Origin of the sequence: Streptomyces monashensis (assembly GCF_001866665.1) — a bacterium.
Taxonomy (GTDB): domain Bacteria; phylum Actinomycetota; class Actinomycetes; order Streptomycetales; family Streptomycetaceae; genus Streptomyces; species Streptomyces monashensis.
In genome coordinates, this window is the sequence record NZ_MLYO01000018.1 from 137049 (window position 1) to 156535 (window position 19487).

The 19487-nt window shown below is 69.3% G+C and carries 21 protein-coding genes; 10 read left to right on the top strand and 11 right to left on the bottom strand.

Annotated elements, in window-relative coordinates; translation table 11 throughout:
* Positions 1 to 30 precede the first annotated feature (30 nt).
* The 3 genes from BIV23_RS10735 to BIV23_RS10745 form a co-directional block, all read right to left on the bottom strand.
* The gene (locus tag BIV23_RS10735) at positions 31 to 1062 is read right to left on the bottom strand and encodes an alanine racemase (RefSeq protein WP_071374927.1); all 1032 of its coding nucleotides are present in this window, start codon (positions 1060 to 1062) and stop codon (positions 31 to 33) included.
* 83 nt (positions 1063 to 1145) lie between these two features.
* A complete protein-coding gene (femX, locus tag BIV23_RS10740) occupies positions 1146 to 2267 on the bottom strand; it encodes a peptidoglycan bridge formation glycyltransferase FemX (RefSeq protein WP_071374928.1) in 1122 nt (373 codons plus the stop codon).
* 123 nt (positions 2268 to 2390) lie between these two features.
* Positions 2391 to 2708 (bottom strand): hypothetical protein, encoded by a 318-nt coding sequence (locus tag BIV23_RS10745; protein ID WP_071380563.1) that lies wholly within the window; start codon positions 2706 to 2708, stop codon positions 2391 to 2393.
* 271 nt (positions 2709 to 2979) lie between these two features.
* Here BIV23_RS10745 and rpsF point away from each other — a divergent pair, with 271 nt between their 5' ends.
* The 4 genes from rpsF (at position 2980) to rplI (ending at position 4689) form a co-directional block, all read left to right on the top strand.
* Positions 2980 to 3270: a 30S ribosomal protein S6 gene (gene rpsF, locus BIV23_RS10750; protein WP_005482942.1), complete on the top strand. Its 291-nt coding sequence runs from the start codon at positions 2980 to 2982 to the stop codon at positions 3268 to 3270.
* A gap of 78 nt (positions 3271 to 3348) precedes the next feature.
* Complete coding sequence (locus tag BIV23_RS10755) at positions 3349 to 3945, top strand: single-stranded DNA-binding protein (RefSeq protein WP_071380564.1); 597 nt, start codon at positions 3349 to 3351, stop codon at positions 3943 to 3945.
* Between the two features lie 42 nt (positions 3946 to 3987).
* Complete coding sequence (rpsR, locus tag BIV23_RS10760; protein WP_003949403.1) at positions 3988 to 4224, top strand: 30S ribosomal protein S18; 237 nt, start codon at positions 3988 to 3990, stop codon at positions 4222 to 4224.
* Positions 4225 to 4242: 18 nt separating this feature from the next.
* Positions 4243 to 4689 (top strand): 50S ribosomal protein L9, encoded by a 447-nt coding sequence (gene rplI / locus BIV23_RS10765; RefSeq protein WP_071380565.1) that lies wholly within the window; start codon positions 4243 to 4245, stop codon positions 4687 to 4689.
* Positions 4690 to 4832: 143 nt separating this feature from the next.
* On the opposite strand, the gene BIV23_RS10770 is transcribed toward rplI, so the two are convergent.
* On the bottom strand, positions 4833 to 6170 hold the full coding sequence (locus BIV23_RS10770) for an MATE family efflux transporter (protein WP_071380704.1): 1338 nt from the start codon (positions 6168 to 6170) through the stop codon (positions 4833 to 4835).
* A gap of 481 nt (positions 6171 to 6651) precedes the next feature.
* Here BIV23_RS10770 and dnaB point away from each other — a divergent pair, with 481 nt between their 5' ends.
* A complete protein-coding gene (gene dnaB / locus BIV23_RS10775) occupies positions 6652 to 8130 on the top strand; it encodes a replicative DNA helicase (RefSeq protein ID WP_071380566.1) in 1479 nt (492 codons plus the stop codon).
* 356 nt (positions 8131 to 8486) lie between these two features.
* Complete coding sequence (locus tag BIV23_RS10780) at positions 8487 to 9872, top strand: serine hydrolase domain-containing protein (RefSeq protein ID WP_071380567.1); 1386 nt, start codon at positions 8487 to 8489, stop codon at positions 9870 to 9872.
* Between the two features lie 69 nt (positions 9873 to 9941).
* On the opposite strand, the gene BIV23_RS10785 is transcribed toward BIV23_RS10780, so the two are convergent.
* Positions 9942 to 10394: a GNAT family N-acetyltransferase gene (locus tag BIV23_RS10785; RefSeq protein ID WP_071380568.1), complete on the bottom strand. Its 453-nt coding sequence runs from the start codon at positions 10392 to 10394 to the stop codon at positions 9942 to 9944.
* A 9-nt stretch (positions 10395 to 10403) separates the two neighbouring features.
* Complete coding sequence (locus BIV23_RS10790; protein WP_071380569.1) at positions 10404 to 10862, bottom strand: MarR family winged helix-turn-helix transcriptional regulator; 459 nt, start codon at positions 10860 to 10862, stop codon at positions 10404 to 10406.
* Positions 10863 to 11004: 142 nt separating this feature from the next.
* Between BIV23_RS10790 and BIV23_RS10795 the strand changes: the two genes are divergently transcribed.
* Together BIV23_RS10795 and BIV23_RS10800 are read left to right on the top strand one after the other, a co-directional pair.
* A complete protein-coding gene (locus BIV23_RS10795) occupies positions 11005 to 12213 on the top strand; it encodes an MFS transporter (protein WP_071380570.1) in 1209 nt (402 codons plus the stop codon).
* Between the two features lie 126 nt (positions 12214 to 12339).
* On the top strand, positions 12340 to 12759 hold the full coding sequence (locus tag BIV23_RS10800) for a GlcG/HbpS family heme-binding protein (RefSeq protein ID WP_071380571.1): 420 nt from the start codon (positions 12340 to 12342) through the stop codon (positions 12757 to 12759).
* Between the two features lie 125 nt (positions 12760 to 12884).
* On the opposite strand, the gene BIV23_RS10805 is transcribed toward BIV23_RS10800, so the two are convergent.
* Positions 12885 to 13751, bottom strand: a complete 867-nt coding sequence (locus BIV23_RS10805; RefSeq protein WP_071380572.1) for a GNAT family N-acetyltransferase — start codon at positions 13749 to 13751, stop codon at positions 12885 to 12887.
* Positions 13752 to 13901: 150 nt separating this feature from the next.
* Here BIV23_RS10805 and BIV23_RS10810 point away from each other — a divergent pair, with 150 nt between their 5' ends.
* Positions 13902 to 14534: an HAD family hydrolase gene (locus BIV23_RS10810; RefSeq protein ID WP_071380573.1), complete on the top strand. Its 633-nt coding sequence runs from the start codon at positions 13902 to 13904 to the stop codon at positions 14532 to 14534.
* Positions 14535 to 14925: 391 nt separating this feature from the next.
* Complete coding sequence (locus tag BIV23_RS10815; RefSeq protein WP_342746360.1) at positions 14926 to 16134, top strand: globin domain-containing protein; 1209 nt, start codon at positions 14926 to 14928, stop codon at positions 16132 to 16134.
* A gap of 21 nt (positions 16135 to 16155) precedes the next feature.
* On the opposite strand, the gene BIV23_RS10820 is transcribed toward BIV23_RS10815, so the two are convergent.
* The 4 genes from BIV23_RS10820 to BIV23_RS10835 form a co-directional block, all read right to left on the bottom strand.
* The gene (locus BIV23_RS10820; protein ID WP_071380574.1) at positions 16156 to 16638 is read right to left on the bottom strand and encodes an NUDIX domain-containing protein; all 483 of its coding nucleotides are present in this window, start codon (positions 16636 to 16638) and stop codon (positions 16156 to 16158) included.
* 86 nt (positions 16639 to 16724) lie between these two features.
* Entirely contained in the window at positions 16725 to 17630 is a 906-nt protein-coding gene (locus BIV23_RS10825) for a LysR family transcriptional regulator (protein ID WP_071380575.1), read from the bottom strand.
* Between the two features lie 216 nt (positions 17631 to 17846).
* Entirely contained in the window at positions 17847 to 18995 is a 1149-nt protein-coding gene (locus tag BIV23_RS10830; RefSeq protein ID WP_071380576.1) for a cystathionine gamma-lyase, read from the bottom strand.
* Entirely contained in the window at positions 18992 to 19483 is a 492-nt protein-coding gene (locus BIV23_RS10835; RefSeq protein ID WP_071380577.1) for a low molecular weight protein-tyrosine-phosphatase, read from the bottom strand. Before BIV23_RS10835 ends, BIV23_RS10830 begins: the two co-directional genes overlap by 4 nt.
* Between the last annotated feature and the right edge of the window lie 4 nt (positions 19484 to 19487).

Below are 19487 nucleotides of genomic sequence, written 5' to 3' on the forward strand. Positions count from 1 at the left end.
TGAAAGGGATTCGGTGTCCCGGGACCGGGCTCAGCGGTCCATGATGCGGTCGAACTGGGTCGTGGTGTGCCGCAGATGGGCCACCAGCTCGTCCCCGACCTTTGGCTCCGGGGCGTCCGAGGGCACGAACAGGATCGACACCTGCATGTGCGGCGGCTCGGCGAACCAGCGCTGCTTGCCGCCCCAGACGAACGGAGAAAGGTTCCGGTTGACGGTGGCGAGGCCGGCCCGTGCGACGCCCTTGGCGCGCGGCATGACGCCGTGCAGCGCCTTCGGGGCCTCCAGGCCCACCCCGTGCGACGTACCGCCCGCCACGACCACCAGGTAGCCGTCCGAGGCTGCCTTCTGCTGGCGGTAGCCGAACCGGTCGCCCTTGGCCACGCGCGTGACATCCAGGACGGCACCGCGGTACTCAGTGGCCTCGTGGTCCCCCAGCCACAGCCGCGTGCCGATGCGGGCGCGGAACCGGGTCTGCGGGAACTGCTGCTGGAGCCGGACGAGTTCGTCGGCCTTGAGGTGGCTGACGAACATCGTGTGCAACGGCAGCCGGGCCGCGCGCAGCCGGTCCATCCAGCCGATGACCTCCTCGACGGCGTCCGAGCCGTCGGTGCGGTCCAGCGGCAGATGGATGGCGAAGCCCTCCAGCCGGACGTTCTCTATGGCCTGGTGCAGCTGCGGCAGGTCCTGCTCGCTGATGCCGTGCCGCTTCATCGAGGACATCACCTCGATGACGACACGGGCGCCGACGAGGCCGTACACGCCGTCGATCGACGACACCGAGCGCACCACCCGGTCGGGCAGCGGCACCGGCTCCTCGCCGCGCCGGTACGGCGTCAGCACCAGCAGGTCCCCGCCGAAGAAGTCCTTGATGCGTGCGGCCTCGTAGGTCGTGCCGACCGCGAGCAGATCGGAGCCCAGCCGCGTGGCCTCCTCGGACAGCCGCTCGTGCCCGAAGCCGTAGCCGTTGCCCTTGCAGACCGGGACGAGTCCCGGGAACTGCTCCTGCACGTGCTTGTGGTGCGCCCGCCAGCGCGCGGTGTCGACGTAGAGCGTGAGCGCCATGGCCGGACCCGGGACCTTTCTCGTGGCTGCGGTGGATCAGAGGTGTCTGAGCTGTGAAGGCTATGGAATCAGACGGCCGCGGCTCAACGGCGCGACATGTAGATGTCGAGCGCCTTGTGGAGCAGCTTGTTCAGCGGGAAGTCCCACTCGCCGAGGTACTCGGCGGCCTGCCCGCCCGTGCCGACCTTGAACTGGATCAGGCCGAACAGGTGGTCCGTCTCGTCCAGCGAGTCCGAGATGCCGCGCAGGTCGTAGACGGTGGCGCCGAGCGCGTAGGCGTCGCGCAGCATCGTCCACTGCATCGCGTTCGAGGGCCGGACCTCACGGCCGATGTTGTCGGAGGCGCCGTAGGAGTACCAGACGTGCCCGCCGACGATCAGCATCGTCGCGGCGGAGAGGTTCACGCCGTTGTGCCGGGCGAAGTACAGCCGCATCCGGTTCGGGTCCTCGGTGTTGAGGGCCGACCACATGCGCTGGAAGTACGACAGCGGGCGCGGCCGGAAGTGGTCGCGCACGGCCGTGATCTCGTACAGCCGCTGCCACTCGGCCAGGTCCTGGTAGCCGCCCTGGACCACCTCGACACCGGCCTTCTCGGCCTTCTTGATGTTGCGCCGCCACAGCTGGTTGAAGTTCTTGTGGACCTCTTCCAGGGAACGATTCGCCAACGGCACCTGGAAGACGTAGCGGGGCTGGACGTCACCGAAGCCGGCGCCGCCGTCCTCGCCCTGCTGCCAGCCCATACGGCGCAGCTTGTCGGCCACCTCGAAGGCACGCGGCTCGATGAAGTCGGCCTCCATGTCGCGCAGCCGCTTGACGTCCTGGTCCTGGATGCCCTTCTTGATGGTCTCCGCGTTCCAGCGGCGGATGATCACCGGCGGGCCCATCTTCACCGAGAACGCGCCCTGCTGCTTCAGGTGCGCCAGCATCGGCTGGATCCAGTCGTCCAGATTCGGCGCGAACCAGTTGATGACCGGTCCCTCGGGCAGGTAGGCGAGGTAGCGCTTGATCTTGGGGAGCTGTCGGTAGAGGACCAGGCCCGCGCCGACCATCTCGCCCGTGCGCTCGTCGAACCAGCCGAGGTTCTCCGAGCGCCACTCCGCCTTGACGTCGGCCCAGGCCGGGACCTGCATGTGGCTCGCCGCCGGCAGGCTCTGGATGTATGCCAGATGCTGCTCGCGGCTGATGGTCCTCAGGGTCAGGCTCATTCGGGGCGCTCCTCGGGCTGGTGTGTCCCCATGGGTACAGGGGCTCCGGCTCTCGCGCCGAAGCCTACTGCGCCGTGCGAGCGCCCCGACTGGGCGTACGGACCTTAATCCCGGCGGGCCGCCTCAGCTGCCGATGACTCCGCCGAAGAGACCGCCGTGTGCCATGCCGATCAGGAAACCGATCCCGGAGGCGCCGAGCCCCAGGATCAGGGCGAAGCGCTCACGCGTGGTCACGGAGATCCACTGTCCGTAGATGCCGACGAGCAGGCCCACGAGGCCTGCCCACGACGTCAGCAGATGGAGGCTGTGGAAGAAGGACGTGATGAAGGACAGCAGACCCAGGACGAGCGTGGTCGCCGCCAGTGCGTCCTGGAGCGGACGGGTCTTGCCGTCCGTGGCGAAGAGGGAACCGGCGACGTTGGGATGCATTACCTGTGCCATGGGCACCTCCTGCGGAAGGCGGCGCATAGTAGCGCCGTACACACCCGACGTGTACAGAGTGACGGCCTCCACGCCCGGATTTCAACCGGAAGCGGGTGTGCGGGTAGTCTGTACCGTCTGCACCGGTGTCTGCCCACTGCCTGTTCAGGTAACACTGCGGGAGCCTCAGCGCCCCCGATTGTCAGTGGTCGCCGATACCGTTGCGTACGCATCACAACCCTCCTGCCACGGAACGACCGTGGCCGCTGAGTCCAAAGGAGGTGGGTTCCACATGCGTCACTACGAGGTGATGGTCATCCTCGACCCCGATCTGGAGGAGCGCGCTGTCGCCCCCCTGATCGAGAACTTCCTCTCCGTCGTCCGTGAGGGCAACGGCAAGGTGGAGAAGGTCGACACCTGGGGCCGTCGTCGTCTCTCGTACGAGATCAAGAAGAAGCCCGAGGGCATCTACTCGGTCATCGACCTTCAGGCCGAGCCTGCGGTCGTCAAGGAGCTCGACCGCCAGATGAACCTGAACGAGTCGGTCCTCCGGACCAAGGTCCTCCGCCCCGAGACCCACTGAGCCCTTCCGCTCAGCTGATCTCGGGATCCGAGTAGCAAGCAAGCAGCCAGAGCAGCAAACCCGCCGAGAGGTTCCCCCATGGCAGGCGAGACCGTCATCACGGTCATCGGCAATCTTGTCGACGACCCCGAGCTGCGCTTCACCCCGTCCGGTGCGGCGGTCGCGAAGTTCCGTGTCGCGTCCACTCCCCGCACCTTCGACCGCCAGACGAACGAGTGGAAGGACGGCGAGAGCCTCTTCCTGACCTGCTCGGTCTGGCGTCAGGCGGCGGAGAACGTCGCCGAGTCGCTCCAGCGAGGCATGCGCGTGCTCGTGCAGGGCCGGCTGAAGCAGCGGTCCTACGAGGACCGGGACGGCGTCAAGCGCACGGTCTACGAGCTGGACGTCGAGGAAGTCGGCCCCAGCCTGCGCAACGCGACGGCCAAGGTCACCAAGACCTCCGGCGGTGGCGGGCGCGGTGGCCAGGGCGGTTACGGCGGCGGTGGCGGCCAGCAGGGCGGCGGCTGGGGCGGTGGCCCCGGTGGCGGTCAGCAGGGCGGTGGCGCTCCGGCCGACGACCCGTGGGCGTCCGGCGCTCCCGCTGGTGGCAACCAGCAGGGTGGCGGCGGCTGGGGCGGTGGTTCCGGCTCCGGCTCCGGCGGCGGTGGCGGCTACTCGGACGAGCCCCCCTTCTAAAGGGCTCGTATCCACACTTCTTGATCACACAGGAGAAACACCATGGCGAAGCCGCCTGTGCGCAAGCCTAAGAAGAAGGTCTGCGCTTTCTGCAAGGACAAGGTCACGTACGTGGACTACAAGGACACGAACATGCTGCGGAAGTTCATTTCCGACCGCGGCAAGATCCGTGCCCGCCGCGTGACCGGCAACTGCACCCAGCACCAGCGTGACGTCGCCACGGCCGTGAAGAACAGCCGTGAGATGGCGCTGCTGCCCTACACGTCCACCGCGCGCTAAGGGAAGGGTGACCGACACATGAAGATCATCCTCACCCACGAGGTCTCTGGCCTCGGTGCCGCTGGCGACGTCGTCGACGTCAAGGACGGTTACGCTCGCAACTACCTGATCCCGCGGAACTTCGCGATCCGCTGGACCAAGGGTGGCGAGAAGGACGTCGAGCAGATCCGCCGCGCCCGCAAGATCCACGAGATCCAGACCATCGAGCAGGCCAACCAGGTCAAGGGCCAGCTCGAGGGCGTCAAGGTCCGTCTGGCCGTCCGCTCCGGCGACTCCGGTCGTCTCTTCGGTTCCGTCACCCCGGCCGATATCGCTTCCGCGATCAAGGCGTCCGGTGGCCCCGAGGTCGACAAGCGTCGTATCGAGCTGACCTCCCCGATCAAGACCCTGGGCGCCCACGAGACGTCCGTGCGTCTGCACCCCGAGGTTGCCGCCAAGGTCAACATCGAGGTCGTCTCGGCCTGATCACCGAGTGATCGCTGCGCTCGTTCGAGCCGGTGAAAGGGGCCGCACCCCCGCGGGGGTGCGGCCCCTTTCCGCTGTCCGGAACGGTCACCGGGTCATGTTTCACGTGAAACCGTCGCTGCTCCGAGGGCGGCAGTCCGAGGTCAGCGGGTCGCGCCCGTCACGATCCAGCGGCCCGACCGGGAGCGCAGCCACAGGGTCAGCAGCCGGATCGTCATCATCAGCGTCATCGCCGTCCACAGCGCGGTGAGACCGCCGCCGAACGCCGGGACAAGCAGGGCCACCGGAGCGAACACGGTGAGGGTGACGACCATGGCCCCTGCCAGATACGGCCCGTCCCCTGCGCCCATCAGGACACCGTCCAGGACGAAGACGATCCCGCAGATCGGCTGCGAGAGCGCCACCATCAACAGCGCGGGCAGTGCCGCGTCCTTGACCACGGAGTCGCCGGTGAACAGCGGGAGGAAGAGCGGACGGGCGGCCACCACGAGAGCACCGAGCACGACCCCGGTCGCGATGCCCCAGTGCACCATGCGGCGGCAGGCCTCACGCGCGCCCTGCGCATCGTCCGCACCGAGATAGCGGCCGATGATCGCCTGTCCCGCGATCGCTATCGCGTCCAGAGCGAAGGCGAGCAGGCTCCACAGCGACAGGACGATCTGATGCGCGGCGATGTCGGCGTCGCCCAGGCGGGCCGCGACCGCCGTAGCGATCATGAGGATCGCCCGCAGGGACAGCGTGCGGATGAGAAGAGGCACGCCGGCCTGGGCCGAGGACCGGATGCCGACGGCGTCCGGGCGGAGGGAGGCGCCGTGCCGACGGGCCCCGCGTACGACGACGGCCAGATAGACAGCCGCCATCCCACACTGGGCGATGACGGTTCCCCAGGCCGAACCGGCGATGCCGAGCCCGGCGCCATAGACGAGCCCCGCGTTGAGGGCGCCGTTGGCGACGAAACCGGCGACGGCGACGTAGAGCGGGGTCCTGGTGTCCTGGAGTCCGCGGAGCACACCCGTGGCGGCGAGGACGATGAGCATGGCCGGGATACCCAGTGCGGAGATACGCAGATACGTCGTGGCGTACGGGGCCGCTGTCGTGGAAGCGCCGAAGAGGTCCACGATGCCGGGTGCCAAGGGAAGGACGATGGCGATGACGCCGATACCGAGCAGCAGTGCCAGCCAGATGCCGTCCATGCCCTGCCGAATGGCCGCCGATAGATCGCCCGAGCCTACGCGCCGGGACACGGCGGCCGTGGTGGCGTAGGCGAGGAAGACGAAGACGCTCACGGCGGTGCTGAGGAGGGCGGAGGCGACGCCGAGTCCGGCGAGCTGGACGGTGCCGAGGTGGCCGACGATCGCACTGTCCGCCATGACGAACAGAGGCTCGGCGACGAGTGCACCGAAGGCCGGGACGGCCAGCGCGATGATCTCTCGGTCGTGCCGGCGGCGGGTGACCCTGGGTATCGCGGGAGCCTGTGTCATGACCACCAATCTAATCGTCCACAGGTAAGAGATGCAATCCAGCTGTGACCCTTACTCATCGTGGTGGGGCGTGCCCTTTCGTTCGGTGTTCGAAGCGATCTTGGTCCGACTGGGGAAGTTTTTCTTCTGCACAGCCGGTGGATGCTAAACGTGCAGGTCACGGCCTTCTGCCCGAGGAACTGGAGGGCTTTTTCACAGAGCTGTCCACCGAGTCGTGCACAGGTTTCAGGGAGTTCTCCACAGCATCGGGGCTGTCGTCCACATGGCCTGTGGATAACCAGATTGGCTGACGGTGCCGAGGGGCCTACCGTGGTCCGGCGCCCGCTCCTTCTCTCGGCCTGGGAAGCGTCTTTCCCGCGGCCCTGGAATCGTCACAAACCCGACGCATCAGAACCGGAGTTGGGCCTCTCATTTGTCAGTGTCGTGCCGTACAAAAGAGGACACGGCGAGGTCCGCCCTGCGGACGGGAGGAGGTGGCTCGGTGAGCATTTCCGAGCCCTTGGACGATCCGTGGGCCGACAGCGGGCCCAGTGATCGTCTGCCCGCCTCGCGCCGCCGCAGCGACGGAGGCCGGGGTCGTGGCGAACAACACGACCGGGGCCGGGAGAACGGCGACTGGGACGGCGGCGGATCGTCCTTCGAGCGGGTGCCGCCGCAGGATCTGGACGCCGAGCAGTCGGTGCTGGGCGGCATGCTGCTGTCCAAGGACGCCATCGCCGATGTCGTCGAGATCCTCAAGGGCCACGATTTCTACAAGCCCGCGCACGAGACGATCTACCAGGCGATCCTGGACATCTATGCCAAGGGCGAGCCGGCGGACCCAATCACCATCGCCGCCGAGCTCACCAAGCGCGGCGAGATCAACAAGGTCGGCGGGGCGTCGTATCTGCACACGCTCGTCCAGACGGTACCGACGGCGGCGAACGCCGAGTACTACGCGGAGATCGTCCACGAGCGCGCCGTCCTGCGCCGCCTGGTCGAGGCCGGCACCCGTATCACGCAGATGGGATACGCGGCCGACGACGACGTCGACGAGATCGTCAACCGCGCCCAGGCCGAGATCTACGCCGTCACCGAGCAGCGCACCAGTGAGGACTACCTGCCGCTCGGCGACATCATGGAGGGCGCCCTCGACGAGATCGAGGCGATCGGCTCGCGCAGCGGCGAGATGACCGGTGTGCCGACCGGGTTCACCGACTTCGACTCGCTGACGAACGGCTTGCATCCAGGCCAGATGATCGTCATCGCGGCTCGCCCCGCCATGGGTAAGTCGACGCTCGCGCTGGACTTCGCGCGGGCCGCCTCGATCAAGCACAATCTGCCGAGCGTCATCTTCTCGCTCGAAATGGGCCGCAACGAGATCGCGATGCGTCTGCTGTCCGCGGAGGCTCGCGTCGCGCTGCACCACATGCGCTCCGGCACGATGACCGACGAGGACTGGACCCGGCTCGCCCGCCGTATGCCGGACGTCTCGGCCGCGCCGCTGTTCATCGACGACTCGCCGAACCTGTCGATGATGGAGATCCGCGCCAAGTGCCGCCGTCTCAAACAGCGCAACGACATCAGACTGGTCGTCATCGACTACCTCCAGCTGATGCAGTCCGGCGGTTCCAAGCGCGCCGAGAGCCGTCAGCAGGAGGTCTCGGACATGTCCCGTAACCTCAAGCTCCTCGCCAAGGAGCTGGAGATCCCGGTCATCGCGCTGTCGCAGCTCAACCGTGGCCCCGAGCAGCGCACGGACAAGAAGCCGATGGTCTCCGACCTGCGTGAGTCCGGCTCCATCGAGCAGGACGCCGACATGGTCATCCTGCTCCACCGCGAGGACGCCTACGAGAAGGAGTCCCCGCGCGCGGGTGAGGCCGACCTGATCGTGGCCAAGCACCGAAACGGCCCGACAGCCACGATCACGGTCGCTTTCCAGGGCCACTACTCTCGCTTCGTGGACATGGCCCAGACCTGATCAATGTGAGTGATCTGGTCGGGAACTGTTCGCCATGCGCCAGGCGAGAGATCGCTGCACATCGGCGAAGAAGGCCAGATCCAGCAGGTCGTCGACGAGGGGATGCGGTTACGACTCGGACTGGGTGACGGCGTTGCCGGCAAGTGGCGTCGCGCACCGATCGGCATCGATCGACGGCGCTGCCTGGATGAGCGGCTGTTCCCTCGTCGAGGAGAACACGGACTCCCGCTGCTCGCGGCGCTACGGCAGGGGCCGGGCCCGTGGTGCTTGTCAGGGCGAAGGCCGGGAAGCCGGGAAGTCCGGGAAGGTGGGGAAATGGATTCGACGCCCGCCACCGGACCGGGTGGACTGACCCCATGACGACACCTCAGGAAGACCTGCTCCCCGCCACCCGGCGGGCCCTGCTGCACCGGATCGCCGTCGCGCAGGCGGAAGGGCGGGCGCCGTCGCTGGTCGCGGCCGTCGTACGGGGCGGGCGGACCGTGTGGCACGGGGCGCGGACCTCGGTGGACGGGCATGCCCCGGACGAGACCGTGCAGTACCGGATCGGGTCCATCACCAAGACCTTCACCGCAGTCCTGGTGATGCGACTGCGCGACGAGGGCCTGCTCGATCTCGGTGATCCGCTGGAGAAGCATCTGCCGGGTACCGGGGTGGGCGAAGCGACGATCGCCGAACTGCTCGCGCACAGTGCCGGGTTGGCGGCCGAGTCACCCGCGCCCTGGTGGGAGCGGACCCCCGGCTCACTGCGTCCCGAGCTGAGCGATGTGCTGGGTGAGCAGCCGCTGCTGCACCCTGTGGGCCGCCGGCACCACTACTCCAACCCCGGCTACACCCTGCTTGGCGCACTGGTGGAGGAGCTGCGCGGCGCGCCGTGGGAGGAGGTGCTGCGCGGCGAGATCCTCGAGCCGCTCGGACTGCACCGCACGTCTGGGCAGCCGCAGCCCCCGCACGCGGGCGGATGGGCGGTTCATCCGTGGGCGGACGCGCTGCTGCCCGAGCCGCTGGAGGACCTGGGCCGGATGGCGCCGGCCGGGCAACTGTGGTCGACCACGGGGGACCTCGCACTGTTCGCCGCGTTTCTGGCCGCAGGGGACGACCGGGTCCTGAGCGCGGAGTCGGTCCGCGAGATGCGGACCCCGGCGACGCCCGCCGAGGTGTCGGACGTATTGGACGGGGTCACCTACGGCCTCGGGATGCAGCTTCAGTCCCGAGACGGCCGGCTCCTCGTCGGCCACTCCGGCTCGCTCCCGGGCTTTTTGGCGAACCTCACCATCGGCGTGGAGGACGATGTGGCCGCGGTGGTGCTGGCGAACTGCACCAGTGGGCCGCTGCTGGGAGCGGTAGGAGCCGATCTCGTCCGTATCGTCGCCGAGGCGGAACCGCGGATCCCCGAGCCCTGGCGACCGCTGCGCGAGGTCGATCAGGCGATCCTGGACCTCGCGGGGCAGTGGTACTGGGGGACTTATGCCTACGGCCTGCGGGTGACCGCTGACGGACGGCTCGCCCTGGGCCCGCTGACCGGCAACGGGCGGCGAGCCCGCTTCCGGTCCAACGGTGACGGCACCTGGACGGGTCTGGAGGGCTACTTCGCCGGAGAGCTGTTGCGGCCCATGCGACGCCCGGACGGATCCGTGAGCCACCTCGACCTCGGATCGTTCGTCTTCACGCGGCAGCCGTACGACACGGAGGCACCGGTGCCGGGCGGAGTGGACCCCGACGGCTGGCGGGGCATCGGCTAGGCGAACGGACGGCGGGGGTGTGTTTCACGTGAAACACACCCCCACCGTCCGTCTGGTCGTCCTCTGCCGTCAGAGCTTCAGCTTGAAGCCTTCGTGTGAGGCGTTGAACCCCAACCGCGCGTAGAAGCGGTGGGCGTCAGTACGGCTCTTGTCGGACGTCAGCTGTACCATCGCGCACCCGAGCTGCCGGGAGGTGTCGATCGCCCACTGGATCAGGACGGTGCCCAGCCCGCTGCCCCGCTCGTCGGCGTGGATGCGTACGGCCTCGACGAGCGCGCGGGTCGCCCCCTTGTGGGAGAGGCCGGGGACGACTGTGAGCTGGAGGGTGCCGATCACGCGGTCCTCGCGCACGGCGACGACCAAGTGCTGGTTCGGATCGGCCGTGAGGCGTTCCAGCGCGGCCAGATACGGGGTCAGGTCGTCCGGTGATTCGCGCTGGGCACCCAGCGGGTCGTCGGCGAGCATGGCGACGATCGCCGGAAGGTCGTCGGCGGTCGCGTGGCGTATCTCAAGATCTCCCATGTTCGCACCCTATGCGGGCACGTTCAGGGACTCCACGACCCGGACCAAGGGCGTCAGTTCGGGGTTCTTGGAGGCGTCGTCCAGGGCCTCGCGCAGGGCGGCGTCGTTGGTGGGCCGCGCCTCCTCCAGCAGCCGCAGGCCCGCCTCGGTGACGTTGGTGTAGATGCCACGTCGGTCGGTGGGGCACAGGTAGCGCTCCAGCAGCCCGCGGTCCTCCAGCCGGGTCACCAGGCGGGTGGTGGCGCTCTGGCTGAGGACGACCGCGTCGGCGACCTGCTTCATCTGAAGATGGCCGCCCTCTCCGTCGTGCTGCCGGCTGAGCACGTCCAGCAGGGAGTACTCGCGCACGCTCAGATCGTGCTGTGCCTGGAGGGCGCGCTCGATGTGCGCCTCGATCCTGCCGTGCAGGGCAGAGAGGGCACACCAGCCCTGGGCGAGGGCGGTGAGCGCGGGATCCGTCGCTGTCATTGGGGTTTCCTCCGTCCCGGAGCAGCTGCGTCAAGGATAGAGCAGCATCGCAATAGCCTGCGGTTGCAATTAACCCGCGTATGCAATTATTGTGGACGCACGCAAAGCGCTCCTGCAATCGTCTGGGAAGGCTCACCTCCTTATGCCTCTCGCGCTTCTGGCCCTCGCGATCGGGGCCTTCGGAATCGGAACGACCGAGTTCGTGATCATGGGACTGCTGCCCGAGGTCGCGAGCGACTTCGGGGTCTCCGTCCCCACGGCGGGCCTGCTCGTGACCGGCTACGCGCTCGGCGTGGTCATCGGCGCGCCGCTGATGACCGTGCTCGGCACCAAGGTCCCGCGCAAGCGGATGCTGATGCTGCTGATGGGCCTCTTCATCATCGGGAACCTGGTCTCCGCGGTGGCCCCCGTCTTCGCCGTCATGGTGATCGGGCGGGTGATCGCCTCGCTCGCCCACGGTGCCTTCTTCGGCATCGGCTCCGTCGTCGCGGCCGAACTGGTGGCGCCCCACAAGAAGGCCGGGGCCATCGCCATGATGTTCACCGGCCTGACCGTCGCCAATGTCGTCGGCGTTCCGCTGGGCACCCTCATCGGCCAGCACGTCGGCTGGCGCGTCACCTTCGGTGTCGTCGCCGCCCTCGGTGTCGTCGGCCTCGCGGGCATCGCGAAGCTGGTGCCCGAGCTGCCGAAGCCGGAGGATGTCCACCTGCGGCACGAACTGGCCGCCTTCAAGAACGCCCAGGTCCTCCTCGCCATGGCGATGACGGTCCTCGGTTTCGGCGGTGTCTTCGCGGCCATCACCTACATCGCGCCGATGATGACCCACATCGCGGGCTTCGCCGACGGCTCGGTCACCTGGCTGCTGGTCCTGTTCGGCCTCGGCATGGTCGGAGGCAACCTCATCGGCGGAAAGTTCGCCGATCGCGCCCTGATGCCGATGCTGTACGTATCCCTCGGCGCCCTGGCCGTCGTCCTGGCCCTCTTCACGCTCACCGCGCACAACAAGATCGCCGCAGCCGTGACCATCGCCCTGATCGGCGCCCTCGGCTTCGCGACCGTCCCGCCGCTGCAGAAGCGCGTCCTCGACCAGGCCCACGGCGCCCCGACCCTGGCGTCGGCCGTGAACATCGGCGCCTTCAACCTGGGCAACGCCCTGTCCGCCTGGCTCGGCGGCATCGTGATCGCGGCCGGCTTCGGCTACACGGCCCCGAACTGGGTCGGCGCCACCCTCGCTGCGGCCGCCCTGGTCCTCGCCGTCCTCTCGTCGGTCCTGGAACGCCGCGGCGGCACGCTGAGCACCGTGATCGCGGCCGGAACGCCCACCGGGCAGCAGACCCCCGTCCATCACTGAGCACCCGGACCACGGCCCCGCCCGCCGGACCGAACCGGCGGCCGGACCCGTGACCACCAAGAACCCAACTACATCCAGGACCGCAGTACGTCCCGAGGTCTCAGCACCCCCCTAGGAGAACACCCCATGAGCACCACCTCCGTCGCCCCGCTGTCCATCGAGGACGCCGAGCTGCTCGTTGCCACGGCCCGTCGTGCGGCCGAGGCGGCCGGAGTCAGCGTCAGCGTGACCGTCCTGGACGTCGGCGGGCACCTGCTCGCCTTCCGCCGGGACGACCGGGCCGTGCTGATCTCCGGTGAGACCAGCACACGCAAGGCCTACACCGCGCTCCAGCTGAACGCGCCCACCGCCGACCTGGTCGACGCCGTCCAGCCGGGCGCCCTCTTCCACACCCTGCCCACCGCCCTCGACCGGCCCCTGCTGTTCATCGCGGGCGGTGTGCCCGTGCACCGGGACGGCCGGTTGATCGGTGCCGTCGGTGTCGGTGGTGGTGCCCCGGAGCAGGACCACGGTTTCGCCACGGAGGCTGCGCGGACGCTCGTCTGATCACGGCCCGCACGCACCGTCCCCGACGCACGGACGCCGGCCCCGCCACATCATCGGCGGGGTCGGCGTCCTTTGTGTGTCGGCGTGTTCCACAACCAGCCTCAGGCCCGTCCGGGGTACGAGTCTCAGCCCGCCGCCACGGTCAGCGGGGCGAACCTCCGGGTCCAGTCACCCGGGAGGTCCGGGATGCCGTACGTCATCACGGAGTTGAACGCCACGGAGGCCAGCCCGTGCGTCTTCGCCCAGGCCAGCAGCTCTTCGTGGCGTACGTCGATGTCGGTACGCAGCGGTCGGTCGGTACCGTCCGCCAGTGAGGCGATAAGTGCCTTGGCGGTCTCGGCGTCGCGGGCGATCAGCGGGCCGACGACATGTGTGTCCATGTTGGGCCACGCGGCCGCGTATCCGGTGAGCGTGCCGTCCTCCTCGGCCACCCGGAGTTGGTCGGCGAAGGCGGGCAGCCGGGCGAGGATCGGAGTGCGGTCGCTGCCGAACACCTCCTCGTCGAGCCGCAGGATCGAGGGAAGGTCTTCCGCGGTGGCGGCCCTGGTGAGGACCCCGGAATCCGGCCCGTCGGGAGTGAAGCGGCCTCTGAGCATCTCGGCCCGGCCCGTCACCTTGAAGCCCAGTTCCTCGTACAGGGGGCGACCGTTCTCCGTGGCGTGCAGAGTCAGCGGAGCGGCCCCCATGGTCGACACGACATGGCGCATCAGGCGGCGCCCTACGCCCTGGCGTGCATGGCGTTCGGCGACCAGGACCATGCCGATGGCGCCGAGGTCCGGACGCCCCCACGAGCCGTACTGCGTGACGACGCACGCGGCGACGAGGCCGCCCTGTGGGTCGTCGATGCCGAAGCCGTTTCCGGCCGTGAGGAGAAAGCCCCACTTGTGTTCCTCGCGTGGCCACCCCCGGTCTTCGGACAAGTCGGCGCAGGCGGTGAGATCGCGAAGCGTCAGACGGCGAATGGGCAATGCGGCGAGGGAAGGAGTCGGCACGCAGGTCAGGCTGTCCGACGGGCACCCCTGGCGTCCACCTGTTTCGACGGAGACGTACGTGCTTTTGGCCATGACGTGAGCCCGCGTACCGCTGCTGGGCGGCCAGGGAGTGTTTCACGTGAAACATCGGCAGCCCGTTAGCCTCGGGCCATGGCGAGACTGCATCTCTTCGATCTTGACGGCACGTTGCTGCACGGCACGACCGCCCCGGTGGAGATTTCCCGCCAGCTGGGGCGGGAGGTGGAGACGTTGGCGCTGGACCGGGCGATCTCTCAGGGGCGGATCGGCCCGCCGGAGTATGCGGCGCGGGTGTACGAGCTGTGGGGTGATCTGACCGACGCGCATGTCGATGCCGCGTTCCGGGCGGCACCTTGGCTGGCCCGGATCCGCGAGGTCTGGGCGGAGATCCGAAACGCGGGCGAGTACTGCGCGGTGGTGTCCCTCTCGCCGTCCTTCTTCGTGGAGCGCCTGCTCGACTGGGGTGCTCATGCGGCTCATGGGTCGCGTTTCCCCGCTGTGCCGTTCACCGAGCCGGTCGACCCGGCCGGGGTACTCAGCGCGGCGGCCAAGGTCACCGTCGCGGACCGGCTCTGTGCGGAGTTCGGGCTGGCGCGGGCGGACTGCGTCGCATACGGCGACTCGTCCTCGGACAGGGACCTGTTTGCGGCCGTACCGCTCTCTGTGGCGGTCAACGCGGACGCCCGCCTGGCCGGGCTCGCGACCCACCGTTATACGGGGCGGGATCTGTGGGACGCCTATGAACTGGTGGCCTCCGCACGGTAGTTGTCGGGCCCGGCGAATCTCCCGTCCTGCCTGGTGCACGCGGGCGGAAGAGGGGATTTGTGTGTGGGACGACGGCCGGTAGGGTCGAGGCGGGTGCTACGGCTGGCCGCCCGCCGGGGGAACATGCATCTTCCCAGAGGAGGTGCGCAGACCGACCGCAAGACGTTCGAGGCGAGGGCACACCATGGACGCTCCGACCACCACGCCGGGGGAGAACGGCACGTCGGACAGGGACGGCTGGTTCATACCGCGCAAGACGTCCTCGGCTCAGCCGCCGGACGATGCCCGGGATCCGGCCGTTGACGGCAGCGTCGGGGACGGCTTTGCCCGACCCTCGGCGGAGGTACCGGCCGGGCGAGCCGCGGAGCCACTTGCCGGGCCCGCACCGGACATGCCCGCCACGCCGGTCGCGGACCCACTCGCCTGGCCGTCGACGGACGTCGAGCGGGTGCCGGTGCGGAGGTCGGGGCCAACGGCCGAGCAGAGTTCTCCGGACGCCCTGCTCATACGGCGCACGATGGCCGAGATAGCCCCGATCGCCGACGAGGTCACCTCCTACTTCTACGCTCTGCTCTTTGTCCGCCACCCCGAGCTCCGCGAGATGTTCCCGGCCGCGATGGACGTCCAGCGGGAACGCCTGCTGAAGTCCCTGCTCAAGGTGGCCGAGCACGTGGACGACACCGCGGTCCTCACCGACTACCTGCGGAACCTGGGCCTGGGCCACCGCAAGTACGGGACGCGCGCGGAGCACTATCCGGCCCTGGGGGAATGCCTCCTCGGCGCGCTGAGCGCGTACGCCGCCGCCGTCTGGACCCCCGAGACCGAGGCTGCCTGGGTGCGGGCGTACACGAAGATCTCCCAGGCCATGATCGACGCAGCCGCGATGGACGAGCTGAGGGCCCCGGCCTGGTGGCATGCCGAGGTGGTCTCGCACGAGCTCAGAACCTCCGACGTCGCGGTCCTCACCGTCCGCCCCGACCAGCCCTACCCTTTCCTGGCGGGCCAGTACACGAGCATGGAGACACCCTGGTGGCCGCGCGTATGGCGGCACTACTCCTTCGCCTCGGCGCCCCGTTCGGACGGGCTGCTGACGTTCCATGTGAAGGCCGTACCGGCCGGCTGGGTCTCCAACGCGCTGGTGCACCGCGCCCGGCCCGGAGACGTCGTACGGCTCGGCGCCCCGGTCGGCTCGATGACCATCGACCACACGACCGACAGCGGACTGCTCTGCCTGGGCGGCGGCACCGGCATCGCGCCCATCAAAGCTCTGGTCGAGGACGTCGTCGAGCACGGGGTGCGGCGGCCGGTCGAGGTGTTCTACGGCGCCCGCACCGACCACGACCTGTACGCCATCGACACCCTGCTCGGCCTCCGGCAGACCCACCCCTGGCTCGCTGTCCGGACGGTCACAGACCAACAGACCCCTCTTCGGTTCCCGGACGCCGTCCGGGAGTACGGCCCCTGGAACGGGTACGACGCCTATCTCTCAGGACCACCCGGAATGATCCGCAGCGGCGTCGGCGTACTGCGCGACGTCGGCCTCCCGTCGAGCCGCATACGGCACGACTCCGTGGAGGAACTGCTCACCGCCGGGAGCTGAGGAATCGGGGAATGGGGCGCGCTAGCCGAGGTCGGGAGCGTGCATGGCCCGTACGCCCTCGATATTGCCGTCCAGGTAGTGGCGCAGCGACAGCGGGACGAGATGGACGGAGGCGATGCCGACGCGGGTGAACGGGACGCGCACGATCTCGTACTCGCCGGCGGGCTCGTCCACTTCGGGGCCGTGCCGCAGGGACGGATTCATGGACCCCAGGCGGCAGACGAAGAAGTGCTGCACCTTCACGCCGGTCGCGCCGCCGTCCTCGCCGATGTGTTCCACCGTGTCCACGAAGCACGGCACGACATCGGTGATCTTGGCGCCGAGTTCCTCGTACACCTCGCGGTGCAAGGCGTCCACGACGGTGGGATCCCCGGGCTCGACCCCGCCGCCGGGAGTGACCCAGTAGGGATCGACACCGGGCTTGGTGCGCTTGATCAGGATCAGGTCGTCACCGTCGAGGAGGACGGCACGGGCGGTGCGCTTGACCACGGGTCGGACGGTCATGGGAGAAATGTGGCCCAGCTGGTTCCACGTGAAACATCCGGCTTCCACGTGAAACCTCTGACCGCACGAAAGCCTTGGCGCACAGGTCAGCCCCAGCGCGTGGCCGCCCGCTGGAGCCACTCGTGGGCCCGTGCCACATGGGGCATGGCGAGGGTTCCGGTGCGCACCGCCAGGAAGTACGTGCGCAGGGGCGGTACCGCCGGTTCGTACAGCGTCACGATCGTGCCCTCGGCCAGGGCCGGCGCGCACAGATAGCGGGGCAGCACCGCCAGCCCGGCGCCAGCGACCGCGCAGGCGAGCACGGCCCGCAGATCCGGGACGACGACCGCGCCCGAGGCGGCAGGGCGGGAGTCGAAAACAGAGGCCCAGTAGTGCGAGACCAGGGGCAGCGACTCGTGGACCTCGACGACGGGCAGGTCCTCCAGCGCCGGCGCCCCCTTCAGGCGCAGCTCCTCCGCACCGATCCGCTCCGCCCAGCGAGGAGCGGCGACCAGCACGTGTTCCTCGTCGCAGAGCGGAGTCGCGGTGAGCAGAGCACCGCGCGGCCGGGCCGTGCTGATGGCCAGATCATGGTGTCCCGCGGCCAAGCCCTCCAGGGTTTCCTCGGCCGTGCCGAAAGAGGCGCGCAGCGCGAAGCCCTGGCCGTCGTCGCCGGTCAGCTCGGTAAGGGCGGGCAGAGCGCGTTCGGCGGTGAACTCGGGCGGGCCGGCGAGATGCAGGGTTCTCAGCGCGGAGTCGTCGTCCAGGCCGCTCTCGGCTATCTCCACCAGGGCGTCGAGGTGGGGCGCTGCCTTGTGCGCGAGTTCCTCGCCGATGGTCGTCGGCGTCACCCCGCGTGCCTGCCGCAGGAAGAGCGGCTTGCCCAGCTGGCGTTCCAGCGTGCGGATCTGTGCGGTGACGGCGGGCTGGGAGAGGCCGAGCAGGGCCGCGGCGCGGGTGAAGGAGCCGGCCCGGTGCACGGTGACGAAGGTGCGCAGCAAGGCCAGATCCACGGTTTCCCCTCTCCTGTCCCTGCCCTCCTCCGGCGCCCAGGCAGGCACCAACTATAAATATGTCGATACGCCGCTGTCGCTAGCGTGATTGGACACTGACAGAGAGTCAACTAGCCTTGTTCGCGCGGTTCTTCGCGCGGAGAACCGTAGACGGTCCGAGCCACGAGGGGGGAGGCTCGGACCGTCGTGCGGTTCAGGGGATGTGATGCGGGTGCCTCACTCGGCGGACTCGTCCAGGGCCCGCAGCACGTCCGCGATCAGGTCCTCGGGGTCCTCGGCGCCGACGGACATCCGGATGAAGCCCTCCGGCACGTCGTCCCCGCCCCAGCGGCGCCGCCGCTCGGCCGTCGAGCGCACCCCGCCGAAGCTCGTCGCGTCCTCCACCAGCCGCAGGGATTCGAGAAAACGCTCGGCACGCGTGCGCGTGGGCAGCGTGAAGGAGACGACGCAGCCGTAGCGGCGCATCTGTCGCGCGGCGACCTCGTGCGCCGGGTCGTCGGGCAGCCCGGGATGGCGCAGGCCGGACACCTCGGGCCGCTGCTTCAGGGCCTCGGCGAGCGCGAGGGCGGTGGTGTTCTGCCGCTCGACGCGCAAGGCGAGCGTGGCGATGGACCGGTGCGCGAGCCAGGCCTCCATGGGCCCGGAGATCGCCCCGACGATCTTGCGCCAGCGACGTACGGCGGCCATGGCCTCGGCACCCCGGCCGGCGACGTAGCCGAGCAGCACGTCCCCGTGCCCGGTGAGCTGCTTGGTGCCGCTGGCCACGGAGAAGTCGGCGCCCAGCTCCAGCGGGCGCTGGCCGAGCGGGGTGGCGAGGGTGTTGTCGACCGCCACAAGGGTGCCCTGTGCGTGGGCCGCCGCCACCAGCCGCCGGATGTCGCACACGTCCAGCCCCGGGTTCGACGGGGACTCGATCCACAGCAGCCGGGCGCCGTCGAGGACCTCCAGCTGGCGGTCCCCGCCGGTGGGCGCCGTGCGCACCTCGATGCCGTACGCCTCCAGCTGGGCGCGGACCAGCGGCAGCACCTGGTAGCCGTCGGAGGGCAGCACCACCGCGTCCCCGGCGCGCAGCTGGGAGAACAGCACGGAGGAGATCGCCGCCATGCCGGAGGCGAAGACGAGCGTCTCGACGTCGTCCTGCCCGGGCGCCTCCAGCTCGCCGACGGCCCGCTCCAGCAGCGTCCAGGTCGGGTTCTCGTCACGGCCGTACCGATAGGGGCCCGTCGCCTCGCCGGGCAGGTGGAAGTGCGCCGCGAACACCGGCCCGGGCAGGGTCGGTTCGTGCTTGACCGGCTCGGGCAGTCCCGCGCGCACCGCGCGCGTGCTCTCGCCGGCCCGGCCCGGGTCCTCGGCGGCCTCGCTCATGCCGCCCGCCCTTCCAGGCGCTCCTGTACGGCGGCGAGCAGCCCGGTGCTCGCCACCTCCACCATGTCAAGACATTCCTCGAAGCCGTCGCGGTGCCCGTAGTACGGATCGGGTACGTCGAGGTCGTCGCCCGCGGCGGGGTCGTACGAGCGCAGCAGGCGTACCTTCAGGGCGTCCTCCTCGGTGGGGGCGAGGCGGCGCAGGGCCTTGAGGTGGCCGCTGTCGAGGGCGATCACGAGGTCGAGGCGGGCGAACCACGACGGCTGGAACTGCCGCGCGACGTGTTCGCCGTCGTAGCCGTGCTCCTCGAGCACCGAGACGGTGCGCGGGTCGGCGGGATCGCCCTCGTGCCAGCCGCCGGTACCGGCGCTGTCGACCTCGACCCGGTCCTCCAGCCCGGCCTCGGCCACCCGCGCGCGGAAGACGGATTCGGCCATCGGTGAGCGGCAGATGTTGCCGGTGCACACGAAGCAGACGCGGTAGGTCATGGCG

Excerpts from the sequence above, each read along its gene's own strand:
- BIV23_RS10735 (WP_071374927.1), bottom strand. The coding sequence starts at position 1,062 with ATGGCGCTCACGCTCTACGTCGACACCGCGCGCTGGCGGGCGCACCAC.
- femX (WP_071374928.1), bottom strand. The coding sequence starts at position 2,267 with ATGAGCCTGACCCTGAGGACCATCAGCCGCGAGCAGCATCTGGCATAC.
- BIV23_RS10745 (WP_071380563.1), bottom strand. The coding sequence starts at position 2,708 with ATGGCACAGGTAATGCATCCCAACGTCGCCGGTTCCCTCTTCGCCACG.
- rpsF (WP_005482942.1), top strand. The coding sequence starts at position 2,980 with ATGCGTCACTACGAGGTGATGGTCATCCTCGACCCCGATCTGGAGGAG.
- BIV23_RS10755 (WP_071380564.1), top strand. The coding sequence starts at position 3,349 with ATGGCAGGCGAGACCGTCATCACGGTCATCGGCAATCTTGTCGACGAC.
- rpsR (WP_003949403.1), top strand. The coding sequence starts at position 3,988 with ATGGCGAAGCCGCCTGTGCGCAAGCCTAAGAAGAAGGTCTGCGCTTTC.
- rplI (WP_071380565.1), top strand. The coding sequence starts at position 4,243 with ATGAAGATCATCCTCACCCACGAGGTCTCTGGCCTCGGTGCCGCTGGC.
- BIV23_RS10770 (WP_071380704.1), bottom strand. The coding sequence starts at position 6,170 with ATGACACAGGCTCCCGCGATACCCAGGGTCACCCGCCGCCGGCACGAC.
- BIV23_RS10780 (WP_071380567.1), top strand. The coding sequence starts at position 8,487 with ATGACGACACCTCAGGAAGACCTGCTCCCCGCCACCCGGCGGGCCCTG.
- BIV23_RS10785 (WP_071380568.1), bottom strand. The coding sequence starts at position 10,394 with ATGGGAGATCTTGAGATACGCCACGCGACCGCCGACGACCTTCCGGCG.
- BIV23_RS10790 (WP_071380569.1), bottom strand. The coding sequence starts at position 10,862 with ATGACAGCGACGGATCCCGCGCTCACCGCCCTCGCCCAGGGCTGGTGT.
- BIV23_RS10795 (WP_071380570.1), top strand. The coding sequence starts at position 11,005 with ATGCCTCTCGCGCTTCTGGCCCTCGCGATCGGGGCCTTCGGAATCGGA.
- BIV23_RS10800 (WP_071380571.1), top strand. The coding sequence starts at position 12,340 with ATGAGCACCACCTCCGTCGCCCCGCTGTCCATCGAGGACGCCGAGCTG.
- BIV23_RS10810 (WP_071380573.1), top strand. The coding sequence starts at position 13,902 with ATGGCGAGACTGCATCTCTTCGATCTTGACGGCACGTTGCTGCACGGC.
- BIV23_RS10815 (WP_342746360.1), top strand. The coding sequence starts at position 14,926 with ATGCCCGCCACGCCGGTCGCGGACCCACTCGCCTGGCCGTCGACGGAC.
- BIV23_RS10820 (WP_071380574.1), bottom strand. The coding sequence starts at position 16,638 with ATGACCGTCCGACCCGTGGTCAAGCGCACCGCCCGTGCCGTCCTCCTC.
- BIV23_RS10830 (WP_071380576.1), bottom strand. The coding sequence starts at position 18,995 with ATGAGCGAGGCCGCCGAGGACCCGGGCCGGGCCGGCGAGAGCACGCGC.
- BIV23_RS10835 (WP_071380577.1), bottom strand. The coding sequence starts at position 19,483 with ATGACCTACCGCGTCTGCTTCGTGTGCACCGGCAACATCTGCCGCTCA.